This window comes from Aminobacterium mobile DSM 12262, from assembly GCF_000526395.1.
Taxonomy (GTDB): domain Bacteria; phylum Synergistota; class Synergistia; order Synergistales; family Aminobacteriaceae; genus Aminobacterium; species Aminobacterium mobile.
Window position 1 is genome coordinate 1 of sequence record NZ_JAFZ01000003.1, and the last position, 19,470, is coordinate 19,470.

General features: G+C 39.4%; 17 protein-coding genes and 1 riboswitch. Of the genes, 5 read left to right on the plus strand and 12 right to left on the minus strand.

The genetic code is table 11. From position 1 onward, the window contains the following. Positions 1-202: 202 nt before the first annotated feature. From cas2 to K360_RS0108895, 10 genes are all read right to left on the minus strand, one after another. Positions 203-454 (minus strand): CRISPR-associated endonuclease Cas2, encoded by a 252-nt coding sequence (gene cas2 / locus K360_RS0108850; protein WP_211235539.1) that lies wholly within the window; start codon positions 452-454, stop codon positions 203-205. Between the two features lie 15 nt (positions 455-469). Further along, on the minus strand, positions 470-1,468 hold the full coding sequence (cas1b, locus tag K360_RS0108855) for a type I-B CRISPR-associated endonuclease Cas1b (protein WP_024822804.1): 999 nt from the start codon (positions 1,466-1,468) through the stop codon (positions 470-472). Positions 1,469-1,473: 5 nt separating this feature from the next. Beyond that, positions 1,474-1,983 carry a CRISPR-associated protein Cas4 gene (cas4, locus tag K360_RS0108860; RefSeq protein WP_024822805.1) on the minus strand — a complete coding sequence of 170 codons (510 nt, stop codon included), beginning with the start codon at positions 1,981-1,983 and terminating at the stop codon, positions 1,474-1,476. 22 nt (positions 1,984-2,005) lie between these two features. After that, entirely contained in the window at positions 2,006-4,252 is a 2,247-nt protein-coding gene (locus K360_RS0108865; RefSeq protein ID WP_024822806.1) for a CRISPR-associated helicase/endonuclease Cas3, read from the minus strand. Next, positions 4,249-4,968, minus strand: a complete 720-nt coding sequence (gene cas5 / locus K360_RS0108870; protein ID WP_024822807.1) for a CRISPR-associated protein Cas5 — start codon at positions 4,966-4,968, stop codon at positions 4,249-4,251. Before cas5 ends, K360_RS0108865 begins: the two co-directional genes overlap by 4 nt. Before the next feature lie 20 nt (positions 4,969-4,988). Beyond that, entirely contained in the window at positions 4,989-5,867 is an 879-nt protein-coding gene (gene cas7i, locus K360_RS0108875; protein WP_211235540.1) for a type I-B CRISPR-associated protein Cas7/Cst2/DevR, read from the minus strand. Positions 5,868-5,894: 27 nt separating this feature from the next. Further along, positions 5,895-7,583, minus strand: coding sequence for a hypothetical protein (locus K360_RS0108880; RefSeq protein ID WP_024822809.1), 1,689 nt, complete (start codon positions 7,581-7,583; stop codon positions 5,895-5,897). A gap of 12 nt (positions 7,584-7,595) precedes the next feature. Further along, positions 7,596-8,381, minus strand: a complete 786-nt coding sequence (gene cas6 / locus K360_RS0108885) for a CRISPR-associated endoribonuclease Cas6 (protein WP_156923395.1) — start codon at positions 8,379-8,381, stop codon at positions 7,596-7,598. 507 nt (positions 8,382-8,888) lie between these two features. Continuing rightward, positions 8,889-9,980: a MuF-C-terminal domain-containing protein gene (locus K360_RS0108890; protein WP_156923396.1), complete on the minus strand. Its 1,092-nt coding sequence runs from the start codon at positions 9,978-9,980 to the stop codon at positions 8,889-8,891. Positions 9,981-10,077: 97 nt separating this feature from the next. Continuing rightward, the gene (locus K360_RS0108895) at positions 10,078-10,386 is read right to left on the minus strand and encodes a hypothetical protein (protein WP_024822812.1); all 309 of its coding nucleotides are present in this window, start codon (positions 10,384-10,386) and stop codon (positions 10,078-10,080) included. A 99-nt stretch (positions 10,387-10,485) separates the two neighbouring features. On the opposite strand from K360_RS0108895, the gene K360_RS0108900 reads away from it, so the two are divergent. The 3 genes from K360_RS0108900 (at position 10,486) to K360_RS0108910 (ending at position 14,927) form a co-directional block, all read left to right on the plus strand. Then, positions 10,486-11,280 carry a DUF4198 domain-containing protein gene (locus K360_RS0108900; RefSeq protein ID WP_051461160.1) on the plus strand — a complete coding sequence of 265 codons (795 nt, stop codon included), beginning with the start codon at positions 10,486-10,488 and terminating at the stop codon, positions 11,278-11,280. A gap of 96 nt (positions 11,281-11,376) precedes the next feature. Further along, positions 11,377-13,197, plus strand: coding sequence for an ABC transporter ATP-binding protein (locus K360_RS0108905; protein ID WP_024822814.1), 1,821 nt, complete (start codon positions 11,377-11,379; stop codon positions 13,195-13,197). Continuing rightward, positions 13,194-14,927, plus strand: coding sequence for an ABC transporter ATP-binding protein (locus K360_RS0108910; RefSeq protein ID WP_024822815.1), 1,734 nt, complete (start codon positions 13,194-13,196; stop codon positions 14,925-14,927). The genes K360_RS0108905 and K360_RS0108910 overlap by 4 nt, the downstream gene beginning before the upstream one ends. Here K360_RS0108910 and K360_RS0108915 read toward each other — a convergent pair. Next, positions 14,922-15,710, minus strand: coding sequence for a patatin-like phospholipase family protein (locus K360_RS0108915; RefSeq protein ID WP_024822816.1), 789 nt, complete (start codon positions 15,708-15,710; stop codon positions 14,922-14,924). The genes K360_RS0108910 and K360_RS0108915 overlap by 6 nt on opposite strands. 229 nt (positions 15,711-15,939) lie before the next feature. Next, a riboswitch (SAM riboswitch) is annotated at positions 15,940-16,046 on the plus strand. 89 nt (positions 16,047-16,135) lie between these two features. Between K360_RS0108915 and metK the strand changes: the two genes are divergently transcribed. Beyond that, positions 16,136-17,344 carry a methionine adenosyltransferase gene (metK, locus tag K360_RS0108920; RefSeq protein ID WP_024822817.1) on the plus strand — a complete coding sequence of 403 codons (1,209 nt, stop codon included), beginning with the start codon at positions 16,136-16,138 and terminating at the stop codon, positions 17,342-17,344. Positions 17,345-17,447: 103 nt separating this feature from the next. Here the strand turns inward: metK and K360_RS0108925 are convergent, their stop codons facing one another. After that, positions 17,448-18,500, minus strand: coding sequence for an outer membrane protein assembly factor BamB family protein (locus K360_RS0108925; protein ID WP_024822818.1), 1,053 nt, complete (start codon positions 18,498-18,500; stop codon positions 17,448-17,450). 159 nt (positions 18,501-18,659) lie between these two features. Here K360_RS0108925 and K360_RS0108930 point away from each other — a divergent pair, with 159 nt between their 5' ends. After that, the gene (locus K360_RS0108930; protein WP_024822819.1) at positions 18,660-19,439 is read left to right on the plus strand and encodes an HD domain-containing protein; all 780 of its coding nucleotides are present in this window, start codon (positions 18,660-18,662) and stop codon (positions 19,437-19,439) included. Positions 19,440-19,470 lie beyond the last annotated feature (31 nt).

A 19,470-nucleotide genomic window follows, 5' to 3' on the forward strand; every position in this document is an offset into this window, starting at 1 on the left:
TGCGTTTCCATCCCTTATAGGAAGTATCGAAATCCGTTCAACCCCTTCATTCTACTATATTTGCGTATTTTGTCGAAGAAGTCAATATTATGTTTTCAAGGTGCGTGTATATAGTCTTTATATTGATGAGTACTGGATTTGTTGCTAGAAAAAAGATTGTGTCGATCTCCCGTGATTTTAGCGCTATTGGGGGTCGACACAATCATACAAAGATACTCGCGCCACCTTTTTCTTTGCCCATAATTTCTCTTGAAGTATATCGTTCTGTTCTCCATACATAAAAGATTACGCTATCGTAATCGTCTTTAATGATTTTGTTTACTTCAATTTTAAGAGCAGTAAAAGTTGCCGGAGTAAGCTCTCCCTCTAAGACAGAGTTTTGTACCCAGCTTAGATATTTTCGACCTATTTTTAAAACTTTATTGACTCGTTTTACACCTACATCATAAATCATTAAGACAAAAATGGCTTACCACCTCATGGCAAAAGGTTGATACTCCTCATCGTGGAGTATATGCTTTTCAATTTTGTATGCTTCCATTCTAATAAGGCTTCGATAACTTACATTTCTTTTAAGACGAGGATGTTCAATAGTAGAATTTAAACGTTCTTCCCATGCTTTTAAAACTATAGGCCGCCCTTTTTCTGAGAGGTATATTCCTCCCCCAGACTGAGCTCCGAAGTGCTTCGCTTGAATTTCTTTCTTGTTTAAAAGAGAAAAAATGAGTCTGTCTACAATTATTGGTTTAAATATTTCTGCTATATCTAAGTTTAAGCTGAAACGGCGGAAGTTAGTTTCGTGAAGAAAACCTATGCGGGGGTCAATATGTGTTTTGTAAATTTGTGCTAAAGTCGTGACATAGCACATAGAATTTAAGAAACTTATAAGAGCATTTATACGATTTTGAGGGGGTCTTCTACTTCTTTTTTTCATAGAGAAGGAACCTCCACCCGTTATTAGATCAAACGCTGTGTAATAACAATCTCGTGCATTGCCTTCTATCCCCATAAGTTCTGATATCCCAATTTGTTCTTTTGCATAATTACTAAAAACAGTAAGTTTTTCAATTATGGAGTCGAGCTCAATATTTCCACGTCGAGAATAATATTGTAATGCTTTCTTCATGTTTTCTATAGAACCTGTTACAAACTTTTTAGCTATAAGAAGCCTTCTACAGTTATCAAGACAATGTTTGGCTTGGGCAAGGATTACAGCTCCTGAATTCATGTGTTCACGGGGGTAAAATGTTCCTTGATAATACCCATAGTGATTAAAGAAGTGCAGCATTACTTTATTGGCAGTACAAAATTCTAAAAAACGCTTGTTTAAATCTACTTCTCCGAAAATAAGCATTTCGTCTGTTGTTTCTACAGGAATAAATTTTCTAACCTCTGAACCTTCTATAATAATGGTATTTTCTTTTCGTTTAAGTTCTCCTGACGAAAGTACATAGAGTGTTTTTCCCATTTTTATCAGCTCCAACACAATTCATTGTAAGCGCAGTTTCTACAGTACTTACATTTTTTCGCATGAGGAGGGGCTTCAAGGGACGATATTGCAATAATCTCTTGATAAACTTGGTCAAGATGCGTTTTTAGTTCTTCTGAGAGTAGCACCTCTTCGCGTTTTTTCTCTTTTGGGAATAATAATTCCCCTCTAGCTTCGATTCCATTTTTTTGGAGTTCATAAAGGTAGTGTGCTAGTTGTAATCGTGCGGCATCGATGGAATGACTACTTTTTTTAATTTCTCCTACTACTAATGTTCCTTTTTCTTTGCGTAAAATATCAAATTTACTGCCCTCGAAATCAATACTTTTTTTATCTCTTTGATAAGAATTTCGGTCAATAAGTCGCCCCATCATAATAAAATCGTTTTCTTGATCTTGATCAATTTTGTGAACTTCAAACCAAACTTGGCGTGAACAGATCTTATACGATTGTATTAATGTTCCTCCAATGTGAATATTTTCAGATATTAGCATGTCATATACCCCTCATCATATTTCAGACAAATTGATTTTCTATTCGGTTATCAATTTTTAGTTTTCCTCCGAGGTAAGAATCATATTCCATGTCGCAAAATGGAAGTCCGCTATATATTTTCCCGTTTTTTAAAAAGTACCATAAGGGGACTTTTAACTCATACATGGCACGTTCTCTAGGAGGTAAGGTAATGACATCTCCGTAAAACATTGAAGGAATGACGGTTACAGTGTGATATTTGGAAAGGCGAGTCTGTGCTTTTTCATCAGTTATAATATTATCGAGGATACCTAAAAGTCGATTTTGTGTATTCTTATACATTGATCGTGCCTCAATGTATTCTGTTGTTTCTCTTATATCTAGGTCAGAGTAAACGTCATTAACGATGTTAGAAAGTTTTTTTTCAGATAAATTGCCTTGGCAACTTTTAAATATAGATTCAGAACGTTCAAGTAAACGAGGATCAAAAATAGGGTTATAAATTCGTTTAGAAACATCAGAATACTTGTAAAGATGTACTTGGCTATCCCTTTGTTTATCTCTATACCTATTTATCCTTCCTGCTCTTTGAACGAGGGCGTCAGGTGGAGCAACTTCAGTGAAGAGCCAATCAAAATCAATATCGAGAGAAACTTCTATTACTTGTGTTGAAATAACAAAACAGCTTTGTTCTATATGATTTTCTATATCTTTGCGATCTTTAAAAATAAATCTAGAGTGATAGCAAATAGGGTTAAGAGATTTAAGTGTCGCGCAGAGTTCTTGACATAAGTTAATTGAATTTACAACAACAAGAACTTTACGTTTCTCTTGAACCGCTTGTTGAATATCTTGAATACCGTCTTTTGAGTTTATAGGGTAGCTGTGCATGGTATAGTTGCTTCTTATGCTATTTTGGAACGATCGATCTTCGACGATTTGTGTTTCTCCAAGTTCTTCTGAAAAAAGGTTTCTGAGGTTATTGGGAAGAGTTGCGCTCATAAGAAGATAGCGGCTTCCTAATCGTGAAAAATGCTTTAAGGAAGAAATAATTAACCCCAATGTCCATCCATCATACGAATGTATTTCATCGAATATTATCACAGCGTTTGCAGCGTTAATTTCTTTTAAGGCCCATCTTCCAGTATTAAATCCTGAAGACAATAGTTGGTCTACAGTTGCTACTGTTATAGGGCGAAGAAAAGATTTATCAAAGAGGATCTTTTGCCGATATTCCCAGCTTTCATAGTTGATATTTTTGTCTGTTTCTGATTTTGTGACAAGTTCAGCGGTTGAATGGCATAATCCCACATTCTCTTCACCAAAGATATCAACAAATCTTTGCCATGTTTGAGTTGCTGTATTCATCGTTGGTAAAAGATAAATTATTTTAGCGTTATTCATATCCGAAAGATTTTTTAACGCCCAAAGTAGGGCTCCTTCAGTTTTTCCACTACCAGTAGGAGCTATAGCAATAAGATTCCCAAGGTGATTTCCCATCTCTTCTTGAAAGGGGCGTAATCCTTTAAATTGGATGTTCTTCTTTTGGCAACGATTTTGAAGATCTTTAACAAGAGTGCGTGGCTTTTTCTCAACGCTATAATTTATTTTAATATTTCCAGAGCCATGCCAATCTGCATAATAAAGCAACCCTTTAATTAGAACATAAAAATCGCGGCATTTTTGTATTCCGTCTCTTTTTGTTAAACAAGGTAATGCTTTTTTACATGTAGATAAAGCTAAGTCGTAAGGAGTACTTTTATTTTGAGGAAGTACAAATTTTTGATTCCAATTCATTCTCTTAAAGAAACTCTCTGCAATGTTTAACGCTTCTTCTATCCCTTCTTCAATAAAACATGCATCTTTTTGAATTCGTTCCCTTTCAAAAGAAGAAAGGTCACCGTCAACGGCAAGATGGTGCCCTAAAACAGCTATGGCTTCTATCGGTGTTTGGGGAAAAAGTGTTTCGGGAGCAGCTTTTCGTAATTCTGCTCCCATCATTGCTACAAAAGGGAACGACGATAACTCATGTCGAAAATTTTTCTTCCGATCAAAAGGAGCACCTCCATTTAAAGAGGCCATGATTTTTTGGAAAGGTTCATTCATCTTCCCTATGTCGTGTAATGCTATAGATAATAGAGAAGCTTTCAAAATTTCATCGGTTGAAATTCCATATAAGGTGTGCATCTTATCTATGAGGTGCCTTTTCATTTCTATCGCTTGTCGCCATGCTTGAAATACGGCAACTAAATGATCTTCATAGCTTTGATCTGGTTTCGCGTATTTCAAATTAATGGGAACCTCCTTTTGTTGTACTCTATCCCTTCAATTGGAGTATCAAGCGTTATAGGTTGCGAGATAAACGTAAAAGGCTCTTTAGCAGATAGTTTTCGAGAGCCGTCTTTAAAGGAATATTCTGTAGGCAATAGGTAGACACGAGGCGGGAAGATAGATTGGTTAATGGGAATGTCGCTTAAATTTATTGAAGATGTATATTTCCCAGAAATATCCCCTCTTAGACAGGTGTTTTCAATGTTTGATATTAAAGAAATTTGTATTGGTAGAGGTTCAGTTATATGTGTTAATTTAGCGATATCGTCACTTGTTCCCAAAGAAAGGGCATAGCAAGGATTGATGAAAGCATCATGAACGTTCTGAAGTATATCAATATTATCACTTGCTATGAGCAATTCTATTGATACACTAAAAAGGACCTCTCTTATTAAAACAGAAGAAATGGTCTCCTTAGATTTTATTTTGTAATGTTTCCATAAATCATAAACACGGCTTTTGTGCGTTCCATATATTCCAAAATGAAGTTTGTTTTCTTTCTTAAATTCCATCGCTTCTTCAAACTTTATGCCAAGGGCGGCTCCAATAAGTCCTGTTATTGCTGTTACAGAAGGTAGAGGAAGTGTCGATTGGAATGTATGTTCTTCGGGAAGGCGAAAAGATGCACTTTGGGAATAGAGTTTTAAAGGTAAACAGTAGAGTTGAATTTGCAAATATCCCACCTCCTTTTAGTTTATTCTTCTGTATAGACGGATCTTACCCATTCCCTCATTTTGTCAAAAGCTTTCCCCATGGGTAACGTGTCTTCAGGTGTTTTGTCGAAAAAACCTTCGCGAACGCCAAAAGTGTTATCTAGAATAATTTTTTTAAAATCTTCTAGAGTTGCTATTAAAGGAGAAAGTTGTATGGTTTTTTCTTCTAGCATGAGCGTCTCTAGAAAAATGGGATTTTTAGTAGATAAAATAGCGCTGGCTATAAATTTAGGAGAAATATCTGTTAGAAATCGCGACTGTCTTCCTGATGACCAAAGATTTTGAAGTGAGTCTAAAATAGCGTTAACCCTTTTTGCTTTTTGTGTTGGAGTGAGATCTTCGTTAAAACCGTCGCCAGTTCCCACTCTATCTAATTCTATTAAAATTGTTCCCCTGTAGAATCCAGCACATATTTCTGTTTCAAATATATTCGGATTGCCACCGGCATTTACTGACATGTAATTTGTCCCAAAATCTAAATCTCCAGTATAAGGGGTAAGACTAACTAACGGCGAAACTCTCAAGGGAGAAGTCCTTTTGGTTGCAGCCTGGCCTTTAACAGTTCCCATAAATCCAAATAAATCGTCATCTATATACTTAACAGGATCTTGCATAGTAGTAGCAGCACCTTTGTTGATAGTAGAAGCTTTCCCCTCCGATAATTCCCATCCTAAATTAGAAAGTTGGTCACGTAATGCTCTTCTTACCCATTGAGAGGAACCATAAGGAAAGTCTTCATTTTCGTATGTAAACTTTTTTATGCTAGAAAGGTTATCTGCTTCTTTATCACTGCCATTAAGACTTCCAAGAGTTGTTTTAACCAGATATGTTACTGTAAGAGCCTTAGCATTTTTTATCATAAAATTATCCCCCCAGTAAATAATAGACTATTCTGTACCTTTCTTTATATTACTTTTAGCGGCAAAGAAGCTGTTTAATGCAGCAATCATACAAAACTGTTTGAACTCTTTGAAATTCTTATTCGATAGACTACCTTCATAAATTTCTGGTGGTATCGTTAAAGTTCCACCCATTCTAAATTGGAGTCTGTTTAATTGTTCTAAGAAAGCTACTCGACTTTTTGTTCTTCTTAGGGTGTAAAGATCGGATTTTCTTCCGTCTTCTTCTTTCCCTATAGCGTAGCCAATTCGTTTCCCAAGCGTTACAGCAGCACTTTGCTCTTCAGAAGTCATTTTTTCTTTCCCCCCAATATTTGCTTCATAAAACATTAGAAAATCAAAAAGTGGCTTAATGTAGCCTGTTTTCTTATTCCGATTACTGTGATAAACATACTGTTCTAACAAATCTAAGACAGACTTCTTTTTTAATATTCGCTCGCATATGCGATTGCGATAGAGTGTCATCCCATCATTTTGAGCGTCGTAATCAATGAGTAACCGCATGAATTCTTTCATATCGATAGAGACCTGTTGTTCTAAAGCGTTGAAAAGCTTGAAAATGTAGAGAGTGTCTTGGAAAAGCCAAAGAGATTTAATTGCAAAAGTGCTTCCTGTGTGGGTGGCCGTAAGAATATAAAAGTTTACGTTTGTATCTAATATATCTATGCCATAAAGGTTGTCCAGGTCCTCGCGGATTGAAGTGTTGTTGTTTCCTTCTTTTACAAGCTTTGAATACAATGTGTAAAAGAAAGCGAAAGCGACTTCAAAACTTTTTTGGAAATAAGTTCCTAAGCTCGTGTCAAAATTTTGGTTGTAGTTAGGATCTGTGGATTTTGTGGCATTCATCGCAGGGTATATTTCATCCATTTTTTTGAGAGAACTACTATAAGGGAAAAACGTGAAAAGACTATTTTTAGATCGGTAGTAAAAGCCATTAACAGGAACAAACTTTCCAAGTAGCGCGCATTTCCAACATGCTTTTTCAGGACTTCCTCCATTTGAGTTAAATGAAAGGCCTCCTGAAGCTCCTGTGAGCAATGGAAGAATAGTAGAACCCACTTCATAGCAGTTTGCTGCGGGGGCCCCGCATATGCAACATTCATATCGTTTTTTATTTTGGGGTTTAGAAATATCAAGATCTAGTGTAGGTTTGACTTCGTTGGGGCCATCAATAAGCATGGCAGAACTCGTTATATTTGTAAGGTTGTTTTGTTCAATAAAAGAATCTAATCTTTTTTGAAGATGCGAATATTCTTCGGGAAGTATGTGTTTTGTTTTATTTTTCCACTTAACTTGTTGAGCAGATGCTTTAGGAGGTTGATCAAAGATAAGCCACGCAATACCTCGAGCTTTTCTTTTGGGGAACATATAAAAATCATCTTTTCGGTTATCGTAATAGAAATTGTACTTTTCTTTGTCTTGTTTCTGTAGTTCCGTTGAAATATTGTAATATTCGTTAATAAGCGCATCGTAAGATTTATTAAGGGACTCTTGAATGTCTTTTTGAGTTCCTGAAACTACAAAATGATCTTCGTCAAGTTTTATTGATATTTTATGGTCGTTTTCTTCGTTTATTTTTGAAAGAATGTTTTTAAAACCAATAAGCCCTGAGTCTTGCCAAAAGTGCCCGATTTTGTGAAACACGATCTCTAATATTTCTGTGGATTGTTTATCCACAATCTCACCTCCTTATCTTATGAGTTCAACACATCCGAATCCAGAGCTATTTTTTGCACCGAGACCAGCGTCTAAAGCTGTTTGTAAGAGTTCTTGAGAACCTGTAAGTCGAAAGTTGCCGTTCCACCCCTTGATTGGTCTGTTGTCTTCAGGGCTAAAAAATCTTATCGATTCCCATATCCGTCCCAAATTTTCTATTTTTATTGTTTGATTTAGTTCACTTTTTTCTGATGTTATTAGAGTGAATTTTTTTATGAGATTTGCATGTATTTGTTCTCCGAATTCTTGGTCGTAAGGAGAGTGATAGTGAGTAAAATCGCTTCCGTCATATTTTTTAAGGGTAGAGTAGCAGACTATTGGAGAGAGGGTTTGTACTAGTATCTCTTCTGATTTTGCTTGAGGGTTTTCAACAGTTACTTCTTTACATTGAAGGAAATTATTTCCTAGTCTTATTTCTCCCAGGGAAAGAGCATTATTAGCAAGTTGTTCAAGAATGGCGTTAACAGGAGAGGTTATTGAAAGTTTCACGGGGGAAGGAATATATAAAAAGTCTTTTTCTCGTTTTATAGGGCCGTTCCCAAAAAGCTTTGAGAAACAAAATAATTTAAAATGACGTTTCCCTTCATAAATAAACCCTTCATTGTGTAAAAAATGAGCATACTCTTTATCGAGAAGGTTGTATACCATAGCTTGAATTTGATACTGATGTTGTTGTTTAAGTCGTAAGACGTTTCCTTCGGCAATGTCAAAAAGAAGGCATATTTTCATTAGCAAAACCTCCAAGCTTTTTGTTTTCACCGACACATTAATATTAAAGCGTGCTTTTTGTTGTAATCTGAGTATTTAGGACTATCTAATGACAACAAACTCAGAACTTCATGTGTGTTTTTTGATCAACTTTCGCCTGATTAGAAGTAGATTTCGTTTAACGAAGGATTACTATTTTTTGAACTCTGCAAAAAGAGAAAATAAACTATCCCTTGTAGGAAGTAAAAAAAGCACTTATCTTTTCCGCTTGACTTATATTATTTCCATCTCTCTTAGAAATTAAAAAAATTATAATCCATATTTAAATATAAGTCAAGCGGAAAAACATACCTTATAGAAAAATAAAAAATGTTGCGCTGAGAATGCGTCTTTTACTTTCGACATCTCAATTCTCATCATAAGAAATAGAAAATTTTGCTTGATGTTTTTAGTGGGATAAATTTCTTTTTTAAAGAAAATTACGTTCTATTTTAAGAATTATGGAGACATTTCATACCATGTCCTTATATATTAAAAATTTCATAAAACAAGTTTAGCTTAATAATAGTTTTTAGGGAAGTCAAATACACAAACCAGTAAGAGTAAAAGATGGAACGAAACGTTGGCCCATCTACATGGGAATTGTTGTTTTAGTTTGACAAGGTCGGCCTCTGTCTTTATAATTTTATTAGAAGAGTCCTGGTTGTGGGTCATCGCTGGCGGCAACAAGATGCCAGTCCTGTATTCCCAAGCAGAGCTCTTTTCTTTATCTAGATAAAGCAGGTTCCCCGTCTTGATCTGCCTCGCAAACCAATCGCCTGAGGGAACCCTCTTCTTCTCCTTTCCATAAATGCTCGCTAGCTTGTTGATGTCGATCTTACTCACTCTTCCCTTGCGATCTAGATGCATCGCAGCCACGACAGTAGCGCCGTTCTCGTCCTGCAGTTCAAGCATTGCGACAAGCCCTCGATACTTACCACTTGCCTGAGACTCAAAAATAGCAATAGGTTCGGCAAGAGCCATGGGGATTTGTTTCAATAACTCAGGAGTGACGTTGTGCTCTTTGCGGATCTTCTTTATTTTGCCAGCATCCATCTTAACCGGAAAGACTCTTGCCCCCACTAAGTAAAAAACCAGTGGCGTTGTCATCACCGGAACCTGGTCACGAGGGTTAATCTCGCCCGCCAACGCGCGGTCCACAGTCTCTCCCCATACCTTTGTGTCCTGTTGTAGTTGGGCCTCAGCCTGATTTTGCATGTAGATATTGGTATTATTAGGATTCCACGTGTCACGATTGTTGATAGATTTAATCTGGTTAGGAGAAAAAGCAATAATCTCACCGGATTCATCATCAATAACTCCGTCATACCCTTGTTCAATTAAATAATCCATAACCTTACGCCATGTACCTAACCTGTCATGTAAGGCTGTTGTATCTCCGTTATATGGGTTTTTAATCGAAACATAAAGATCTTTTGTCTGGCCCGAAGAACCATAGTCTTGACTTTCCTGTTTGTCGGCTGTTAAATATATTCCAGGGATTTCGCAATCAGGAGAACCATTGTAGCTTCTGGATTTAGCAATGTCGTAAGAATCATCCATCGTCCCCGTATGATATACAATGAGTGGCTTGCCCTCTTCATCAACCACCTTCGAGTCGCCGAACCACTTATAAAAATTATCGTTGAGATTTATGGCCCCGTCCTGGTTGTACGAAACGCCGTCGGCATCAACGCCAAGCGACCCCTCAGCGATCTGAAGGCCCTATCCTGTCGTACCACTCTCTGGGATTGGTCCCATACCGGCCAAGGATAGCCTTCGCTTGTGCCTCGAAAAGAGAAGCGTTGCCCTTAGCCACATCTGCGTCAACTCCTGCAGCCAAGGCCTGGGTCATAAACGAGCTTTTGACATACTCCAGATCTTTTCCTATTGTTTTGTTTCTTGCTACCAGTTTTATCCTGGGTAATAGCGCGCCGGCTTCCCTCCAGAGAATATCTATTCCAATAAAAGTAATAAGAAATGCTACGAGTGGGTTGAGCCTATCGCGAAACCACATTATTTAATCTTGACGTTTATTAAAAAATAAGTTAGACTCGTCAAACATTAAATGTTTCTGTGGCCACAAAACGAGAAAAACTAGAGGAGGAACAGAATTATGTTTCGTTTCGCTAAAAAAAGACTGCTTAGTTTTGCAGTTGCATCTGTTGTTTTTTCTTTTTTACTGGGAAGTTCCAGTGTTTATGCCCATGATTTCTGGGTAAATGCGTCTGCCCCTGAAAAAGACCTTGTAAAGGCGGAAATTGGATATGGACATGATTTCCCAAACCCTGAACCTATTGCGGAAGGTCGTGTGCATCTTTTTGACTCGCTTCAATTAATTAAACCTGACGGGGTTTTGAAACTGAAGCAGGTAGGAGAAAACTATGCTTATCAAGAAAAAGAGGCGTTGAAAAAAGGAAGTTACATTGTTACGGGAACCTATCTTCCTACATTTTGGTCAAAAGGTTCTGATGGTTGGGCTCAAAAGAGCCGCGCACAGCGTCCTGACGCTACATATTGTGAAAAAGTAACAATGTTTGCCAAGGCTGTTTTGAATGTTTCAGGGAGCACAAGTGACGAATTTGTAACGAAACCTATTGGGCAAGAACTCGAAATAGTGCCTTTGGTAAACCCTGCAAAAGTGAAAACGGGAGAAAAATTCCCCGTTCAGATTTTGTTTGATGGCAAACCCCTTCGAACAGCCAAAGTTTCAGCTACCTTTGGTGGTTTTTCAGATAGAGGATATAAGGCCTTTTCTGGAAGGACCGACCTAGAGGGATATATCGACATTATTCCTTTGAAAGCAGGGTATTGGTATGCGGAAGTTGAACATAAGTATGGTTATGAAGACAAAAATGTATGTGATGAGGTTGTTTTGATTTCTACGTTAACTTTTAATATTAATGACTAGTTCTCCTGATCAAGTGTTATAGACAGTAGAATCCCCCTTCTGACCTGCAACTGAAAGGGGTTAGAAGGGGTCTATTACAAGTAAGGTGAAAATTTTATGAAAAATACAGTGAAGAAAAAACGTGGACTCTCTCGTTTGCTTGAAATTGCCGGCGAAAAGAAAAAAATGCTTTTTATATCGGCCATTTTGTCTGCTATAAGTGCCATTTTTATGCTTGTTCCCTTTGTTTCTGTCTATAAGGTGCTGGGAGAACTGCTTAGAAACGCAGATAGTATTTCAGCTGTTAATAAAAATCTTATGGTGCAATGGGGGTGGATAGCCTTTGTAGGCCTTCTGGGAGGTTTAATGTTAATGTATTGCTCCCTTATGTTTTCTCATATAGCGGCTTTTCGTATTTTGTACGGTCTGCGCATGAAACTTGCAAGGCACATTGGCAAACTATCTTTGGGCTATTTGAATGGAACTTCGATTGGTGCAGTTAAAAAAACGTTAGAACAAAATGTTGAACGTATAGAGCTTTTTGTAGCACATACCATTCCTGATATAGTAAACGTTGCAGCTACTGTAGTTGTCATGTTTGCTATCTTCTTCAGCCTCAATGGTTGGATGGCCCTTACATGTCTTTTTGCCTTTGCCCTCAGTGTTGCGACACAAATTTCTATGATGTTCGGGGAAAAGGCTCAACAAAATATGAAATTATATTACGATTCTCTTGAAAAAATTAATGGTTCGGCTGTTCAGTATGTAAGAGGAATGCCTGTGGTTAAAATTTTTGGGCAGACCGTCCATTCTTTTAAAAGATTTTATAAAGATCTTAAAGATTACAGAGATTTTGTAGTTGCTTGTTGCGATAAGTTCGAGAACGGAATGGTTTTTTTCGTAGTTGTTCTCAATTCTTTTTTAACGTTTATTTTGCCTGTCGGTCTGTTGTTTTTAAGCAAGGAACCGCAGAATATGGCTTTTGCCCTTGTATATCTTTTCTTCATTGTTATGGCTCCTGGTGCTTCGTCCCCTCTTTTTAAACTCACGTTTCTTGCTTCAGGAACGCGAGAAATCATTGAGGGGGTAGAGAGGATGGATAAGATATTTAATGAGCCACCAGTGTGTGAGGCTGCGAATCCCAAAATGCCTGAAAGCTACGACGTGACCTTTAAAAACGTATCGTTTGCCTATGAGAATAAAGAAGAGGCAACAAGAATTAAAGCACTCACAGATGTTAGTTTTACGGCGAAAGCAAGAGAAATTACGGCACTGGTTGGTCCTTCTGGTTCAGGTAAGTCTACGGTAGCCAATTTAATCCCGCGCTTTTGGGATGTTTCTCAAGGAGAAATAAAAATTGGAGAAGTGAATATAAAGGATATTCCTACAGAACGTTTGATGAATACTGTCTCTTTTGTTTTTCAGGATACTTTTTTATTCTACGATTCATTATATGAAAATATCCGCATCGGAAAACCTGATGCTACTCGAGAAGAAGTCTATGCAGTGGCAAAAGCGGCACAATGTCATGATTTCATTGAAAGTTTGCCCAATGGTTACGATACATTTATTGGAGAACGAGGCGTATTTTTATCTGGAGGAGAAGAACAACGTGTCTCAGTTGCGAGGGCAATTTTAAAAAACTCTCCCATTCTTGTTCTCGACGAAGCAACTGCATTTGCCGATCCTGAAAATGAGTTCAAAATGCAATTGGCTCTTAAGGAGCTTATTAAAGATAAGACTGTTATTGTTATCGCTCACAGATTATCGTCTATCAAAAATGCCAATAAAATTATCGTATTGAATAACGGGAAAATAGAACAGATTGGCACTCATGATGAATTGACGTCTAAAAGAGGTTTGTACAAACGAATGTGGAATGCCTATACAAAAGCTTTTGACTGGACGTTGAATATTGAAGGGCGTGAGTGTGCATGAAGAATATGTTTCGTAATATTACAGTTGGGCATACGGAAAGGCTTGTACGACCAATTTGTTTCACATTGCTTGCTAATATAGTGAATATTGTTCCCTTTATGTTGTCTATAGAGGCTGTAAGAATAATTTTCCGTTCTTTTGATGGTTCGTCAACGGGTCTCGATACGGCTCGTCTTTGGCTTATCTGTGCTGTGCTTGTTGTCTATATGGTTATTATGTTTATGGCTGAAAAGCCGGCCTATCGTTATAGTTTTCGTAGTGCGTATGAAGTGAGTGCAATAGGTAGAGCCAATCTTGCTGAGCATCTTCGCAAACTTCCTCTTGGATATATTTCAAGTAGAGATCCCGGTGATTTAGCTAATATGCTTATGGGAGACTTTGCACTTATAGAAACGAGTGTGTCTCACCTTTTGCCTCAGTTGATGGGCGCTTTAGCAATGCCACTGTTAGCCTTTATCTCGCTTCTGTGGATTGACTGGCGTATGTCGGTTGCCATGTTTATTGCCCTTCCCTTTACTATCTTGCTTTTGGCTGCAACAGAAAAGTTCCAACATACTTTGGCAGACAGGCAAATGGCTTCTAAAATAGATGCTGGAAACCGTTTGCAAGAATATCTGTTGGGAATCCGTATTATCAAAGCCTATAATCTTGTTGGAGAAAAGTTTAGCCGTCTAGAAAATTCCTTTAGAAAGTTTATGAAAGATAGTATTAGACAAGAAGCTTTGCTCGGGCCAGTTGTAATCCTTTCTATTACTTTAATACGAGCGGGATTGACGTTAATGATCTTAACAGGGGTGTATCTGCTCATAGGCGGTTCCTTAGATCTTCTGACTTTTGTAATGTTTCTTGTTATTGGTTCTCGTGTCTATGATCCACTTACATCTGCTTTGTTTAAATTTGCCGAATTGCGCTATTCAGAACGTGCAGGTGAGCGTATTTTGAATCTTATGAATGAACCTGAAATGAAGGGAACGCAAGAACCAAATGACAATACAGATATAGAGTTTGATAATGTTTGTTTTGCTTATGGAGACAAAGAAGTTTTGCATAATGTCTCTATTTCTATGAAACAGGGAACAATGACGGCACTCGTTGGTCCTTCAGGTAGTGGAAAAAGCACGGTGATGAAGCTTTGTGCTCGTTTTTACGACCCGACAAGTGGAAAGGTGACTTTTGGGGGGCTTGATGTCTCTACTCTTCTTCCTGAGAAACTCATGAAAAAAGTATCAATGGTGTTTCAGGATGTCTATTTATTTCAAGATACGGTAGGCAATAATATCCGTTTTGGTAAAAGTAATGCCACTGACGAAGAGGTTATTGAAGCGTCAAAAAAGGCATGTTGCCATGATTTCATTATGGCGTTACCGAAGGGGTACGATACTATGGTAGGTGAGGGTGGTTGCACTTTGTCAGGAGGAGAAAAGCAACGTGTATCTATTGCCCGTGCGATTCTCAAGAATGCTCCCGTGGCTTTGCTTGATGAGGCGACAGCATCTCTTGATCCAGAGAACGAAGTGGAAGTTCAAAAAGCTATAGGAGAATTAATTACTGGAAGAACGGTTATTGTTATTGCTCATCGCTTAAAAACTGTAAAAAATGCAGATAAAATTATAGTGCTAAACAACGGCAGCGCGGTTGAACAGGGAACCCATAATGAATTAATTGAAAGAGATGATCTCTATAATAAGTTGTGGACAATTCAGCAACAATCTATTGATTGGAAGCTATAGAAAAGCCCTACTGAAGATATTTTTTTCTGTAAAGATCTTTTTGGCTTCTTTGTAACCTATTTCAATTAAGGCATCGGTTTGCTCAACGGAGAACGTATTGAAAGGGGAAAGGTCTGGCCTGATAAGAATATCGCTTTCCTCTGTCTGCAGTTTTGTAGCGGTTTCTAGTGCGATGTGGAAGGATTTGAATAGCACTTCTATAATATTCTCCGGTTTTTTTTGCTTTAATTTGCCAAAGAGATCAACGCTGATGATGAAGTTCGCTCCCATATCCTTAAGGGGTGTTACCGGGACATTTTCAACAAGTTCGCCGTCAACGAGGAGCCGATTGTCTATTTCCACAGGGATAAAAATACCTGGGATACACGAGCTTGCCATTACGGCAGCCGCCACATTTCCACTTTTAAGCACCACTTTTTCACCGCTTGTAATATCCGTTGCTATCATCGCAAGGGGAATACAGGCTTCGTCAAAGGTAACATCTCCGAGATTGTCTGTTATGAGTTTGCCAAGTTTTTTATTTGAGAGCCGCCCGAATTGAGAAAGAGAGATTCTTGAAATGTCCAGCCAGTTCAGACCTTTCAGAAGAATTGCCATTTCTTCCCAGTTTTTGCCAAAGGCGTAAAAGGCAGAGATGATTGCTCCAATGCTTGTTCCAGCGATATAGCTGATGGGGATGTTGAACTCTTCGATTGCTTTTAACACCCCGATATGAGCAGCGCCAAGAACGGCGCCTCCCCCAAAGGCTAGTCCTATATTTTTCTTTCTCCTGAATATTCTCATGTTTTTTCTCCAAGTTGTTGATTTTTTCTACATATAAGTATACCTTAGTGAACCTGTGTAAGAGGCCATGAAGTTTTCTTCCATTACAAGGACGATGGCATGCACATGGGGTCTAAGTAAACAGAACGAAACTCTGGCCCATCTACATGAGCCTCAACAACACTTATTGACACCTTGGGAAAATCCTTTATAATACTAAAGTTAGTTTTGTGAAACTTTATAAATGAATCTCTTATCCCGAGAGGTGGAGGGACTGGCCCGATGAAGCCCGGCAACCTGCCTGAAATAACAAGGTACGGTGCCAATACCAGCAGCCGAAAGGCTGGATGATAAGAGAGGAATGAGCGTTACTTTTTGTGTTTAAAAAGGGCCCTTCCTCTTGGAATGGGTCCTTTTTTGATATCTTTATAATTGGAGGTCGCTAAATGGCAGACAGAAGATTTTTAATTACGTCGGAATCAGTCACAGAGGGGCATCCAGACAAGATTGCAGATCAAATTTCTGATGGCGTGCTCGATGCAATTCTGGCTGATGATCCTATGGGGCGGGTAGCTTGCGAAACTCTCGTAACGACAGGATTGGTGTTAGTGGCTGGAGAGATTAGCACTACTACGTATGTGGATATTCCTAAACTTACTAGAGATATAGTGAAAGAAATCGGTTACACTCGAGCTAAATATGGTTTTGATGGCGATACGTGTGCTGTTATTACTGCCATTGACGAGCAATCTCCCGACATCGCTCAGGGCGTTAATACGGCTCTTGAGGCTCGAAGCCAGGAAGAGGCGAGAGAGGTAGAGCTCTCTAGAACAGGAGCTGGGGATCAGGGGATGATGGTGGGCTATGCATGTAATGAAACTGAAGAATACTTGCCCATGCCCATTGCCTTTGCCCATCGTTTGGCTCGGCGCGTGGCGCAGGTTCGAAAAGACGGAACCATCCCATACCTCCGTCCAGACGGAAAAACTCAGGTTACTCTTGAGTATGTTGATGGTCATGCCATTATGGCAGATACAATTATAGTGTCAGTTCAACACCATCCAGGAGCAACAGAAGCTCAAATCCGGGGAGACATTATAGAGCATGTTATTACCCCTATTATTCCAGAGCACCTGATGAAACCGGAGACGCGCATTCTTATTAACCCTACCGGTCGTTTTGTGAAGGGTGGCCCTATGGCTGATTCCGGCCTTACTGGGCGCAAGATTATTGTAGATACCTACGGTGGTTGGGTTCCTCATGGGGGAGGGGCTTTTTCAGGCAAAGACCCGACGAAAGTCGACCGCTCTGGCGCTTATATGACTCGCTATGCAGCGAAGAACGTAGTTGCAGCCGGGTTGGCTGAAAAATGTCTGATTCAGGTTGCCTATGCTATTGGAGTAGCTGAGCCAGTTTCAATTATGGTAGATACGTACGGGACAGGGAAGCTCTCTGACGAGGTGTTGACAGATCTTGTAGAGCGGCATTTTGATTTCAGGCCTGCCGCAATGATTCGAGACTTGGATTTGCGTCGCCCGCAATATCGTCGACTTGCCGCCTATGGCCATATGGGGCGTATTGATCTCGATCCCCTGCCTGCCTGGGAAAAAACCGATCGAGCTGGAGCTTTGGCTCGAGACGCTCGAAATCTTTAAAGAAAAAAGAGAGAGCGTATTCAAAAAACGAAGTGCACCTCATGCGGGGTTTTATGTCCAACTTTTGAGGTGCACTTTTTTGTTATTCTTTTCAGTTCAAATATTAACGTATCCTGAAGGCGTATACCTTGCTATCCATGCTGCCAACATAGAGAATTCCGTTATAAACAACAGGAGAAGCAAGAATTTCCCGTCCTGTCTGATAGGCCCATTCTTCTTGCCCATTTGCTGCGGAGAGAGCAATAATTTTCCCCGTATCTGTTCCAATGTAAACAATCCCATTATCTACTACAGGATTTGCATGAACAGCTCCATCAAGGGTGAAGGTCCAGAGCCTTTGCCCCGTGATGGCGTCTATAGCATGAAATACTCCGTTTTGAGTTCCGAAAAAGAGCCGTCCATCTGCAGGAATGGCTGATGTAGTAATAGCCGCGCCAGCATTGTACTTCCACTGGGGGATGATCCCCTTTATTTTTACTGAGGAAAGACGACCGTCCCAGCTTCCAAAGTAGATAAATCCCTTCCATGTTGTGGAGGCCGTGTCAATGGGGCCACCAGATCCGCCGCCCCACTGCCTTTTTCCTGTTTTGGGGTCAAGAGCATGAAATTTCCCTGTATGATCTCCCACGTAGAGAAGTCCTTCATGGTAGAGAGGTGTGGAACGGAGCTCCCTGCCGGTATCGAAGGTCCATAGAACAGCACCGGTAGTAGGGTCAAAGGCATATATTCGCCCATCAGCACTGCCTGCAAAGAGAAGATCAGAACCGTATATAGGAGATCCCCATATAGCGCCAGGTCCCAAGTCGGTCCCGACCAGAGTTTGCCATAGCAAGTTTCCTGTTTCCCGATTGAGAGCAAAGATTCTTCCGTCAGTTCCCCCGACAAAAAGAGTGGTATCGTTCATAGCTGGAGAACCGTTGATAGATGTCCCTGCTAGATATTGCCATATCAAAGCTCCTGTCTCTCCATCTAGAGCGTAGACAGATCCACCTTCATCACCTATGTAGACGGTGTTGTTTGCAGCGGCAGGCGTTCCAGTAAGAGGAGTACTGGCCTCAAATTGCCAAAGAGGTTGAACTTCCGAAGCCAAGGCAACATAATTGTAAGTAAAGATAGAAAGAGTAACTAACAAAAAAAGGAGGTAACTTTTTTTCATTCGTTCAGCTCCCCTTTCGAGTCTATATTTATGTAACGTATACTATAATCTACACTATATTCTACATTATATTAGACTGTTAATGCAGGCCTAATTACTCTATATGTACGGTATAATAGCCATCTATATACTCGCTGCGTGAAGAAGGTTGATATTCCTATGAAGGTAGAGCATCTTATCCTTGCCCGAAAATGGTTTGAAGATTTTGTTGCGGATTTTGCCACTCCAGAAGGCGATCTTCCCCATCTGCTTCTTTTGAAAAAGGAACATAGTTATCGAGTGGAGGCGAATAGTGGTTCTCTCGCCGCAGCCCTTGAATGGGAAGGAGACGCAGTTCGCATAGCAGACGTTCTTGGGTTGCTCCATGATATAGGGCGATTCCCTCAATATCGAGACTATGGCACCTTTTCTGATGGAAGTTCTATAGATCACGGGGATGCAGGAGTAACCATCCTTGAACGTTCTTTCCCTTGGTCTGGAATCTCCCCCTCAACTAAAAAAATTCTTCTTGAAGGAATCCGTTACCATAACAAAATGGATATTGCAGACACGTTGTCTCCTGAGGAACGGACTCTATGCCAACTTGTAAGGGATGCGGATAAGATCGATATCCTAGCCTTAATTCGACAATGTATAAAAGAGGGGAAAGTACAGGAACTTTCCCCAGGACTGAAAGAGGATGTACCAGTCTCTCCAGATCTGTTGGAGGATTTAGTGTCTACTGGGAAAGCCTCTTATAAGAAAGTCCACTCATTAACAGATTTCCTTGCATTACAATTGAGTTGGGTATTCGATATCAATTACCCTCAAACATTTCAGATGCTTGAAGAAGCGGGAAGTCTCTCCTGGATTGTAGATCAGCTTCAAAAAGAGAAGGAGTTGCTTCCTTTTATCGAGGAAGCCATGAAGCATGTAGAGGCACAACTTGCCCTTTTATAGAAATAGAAAAGGAAAAGGAAAAGAGGAGGAG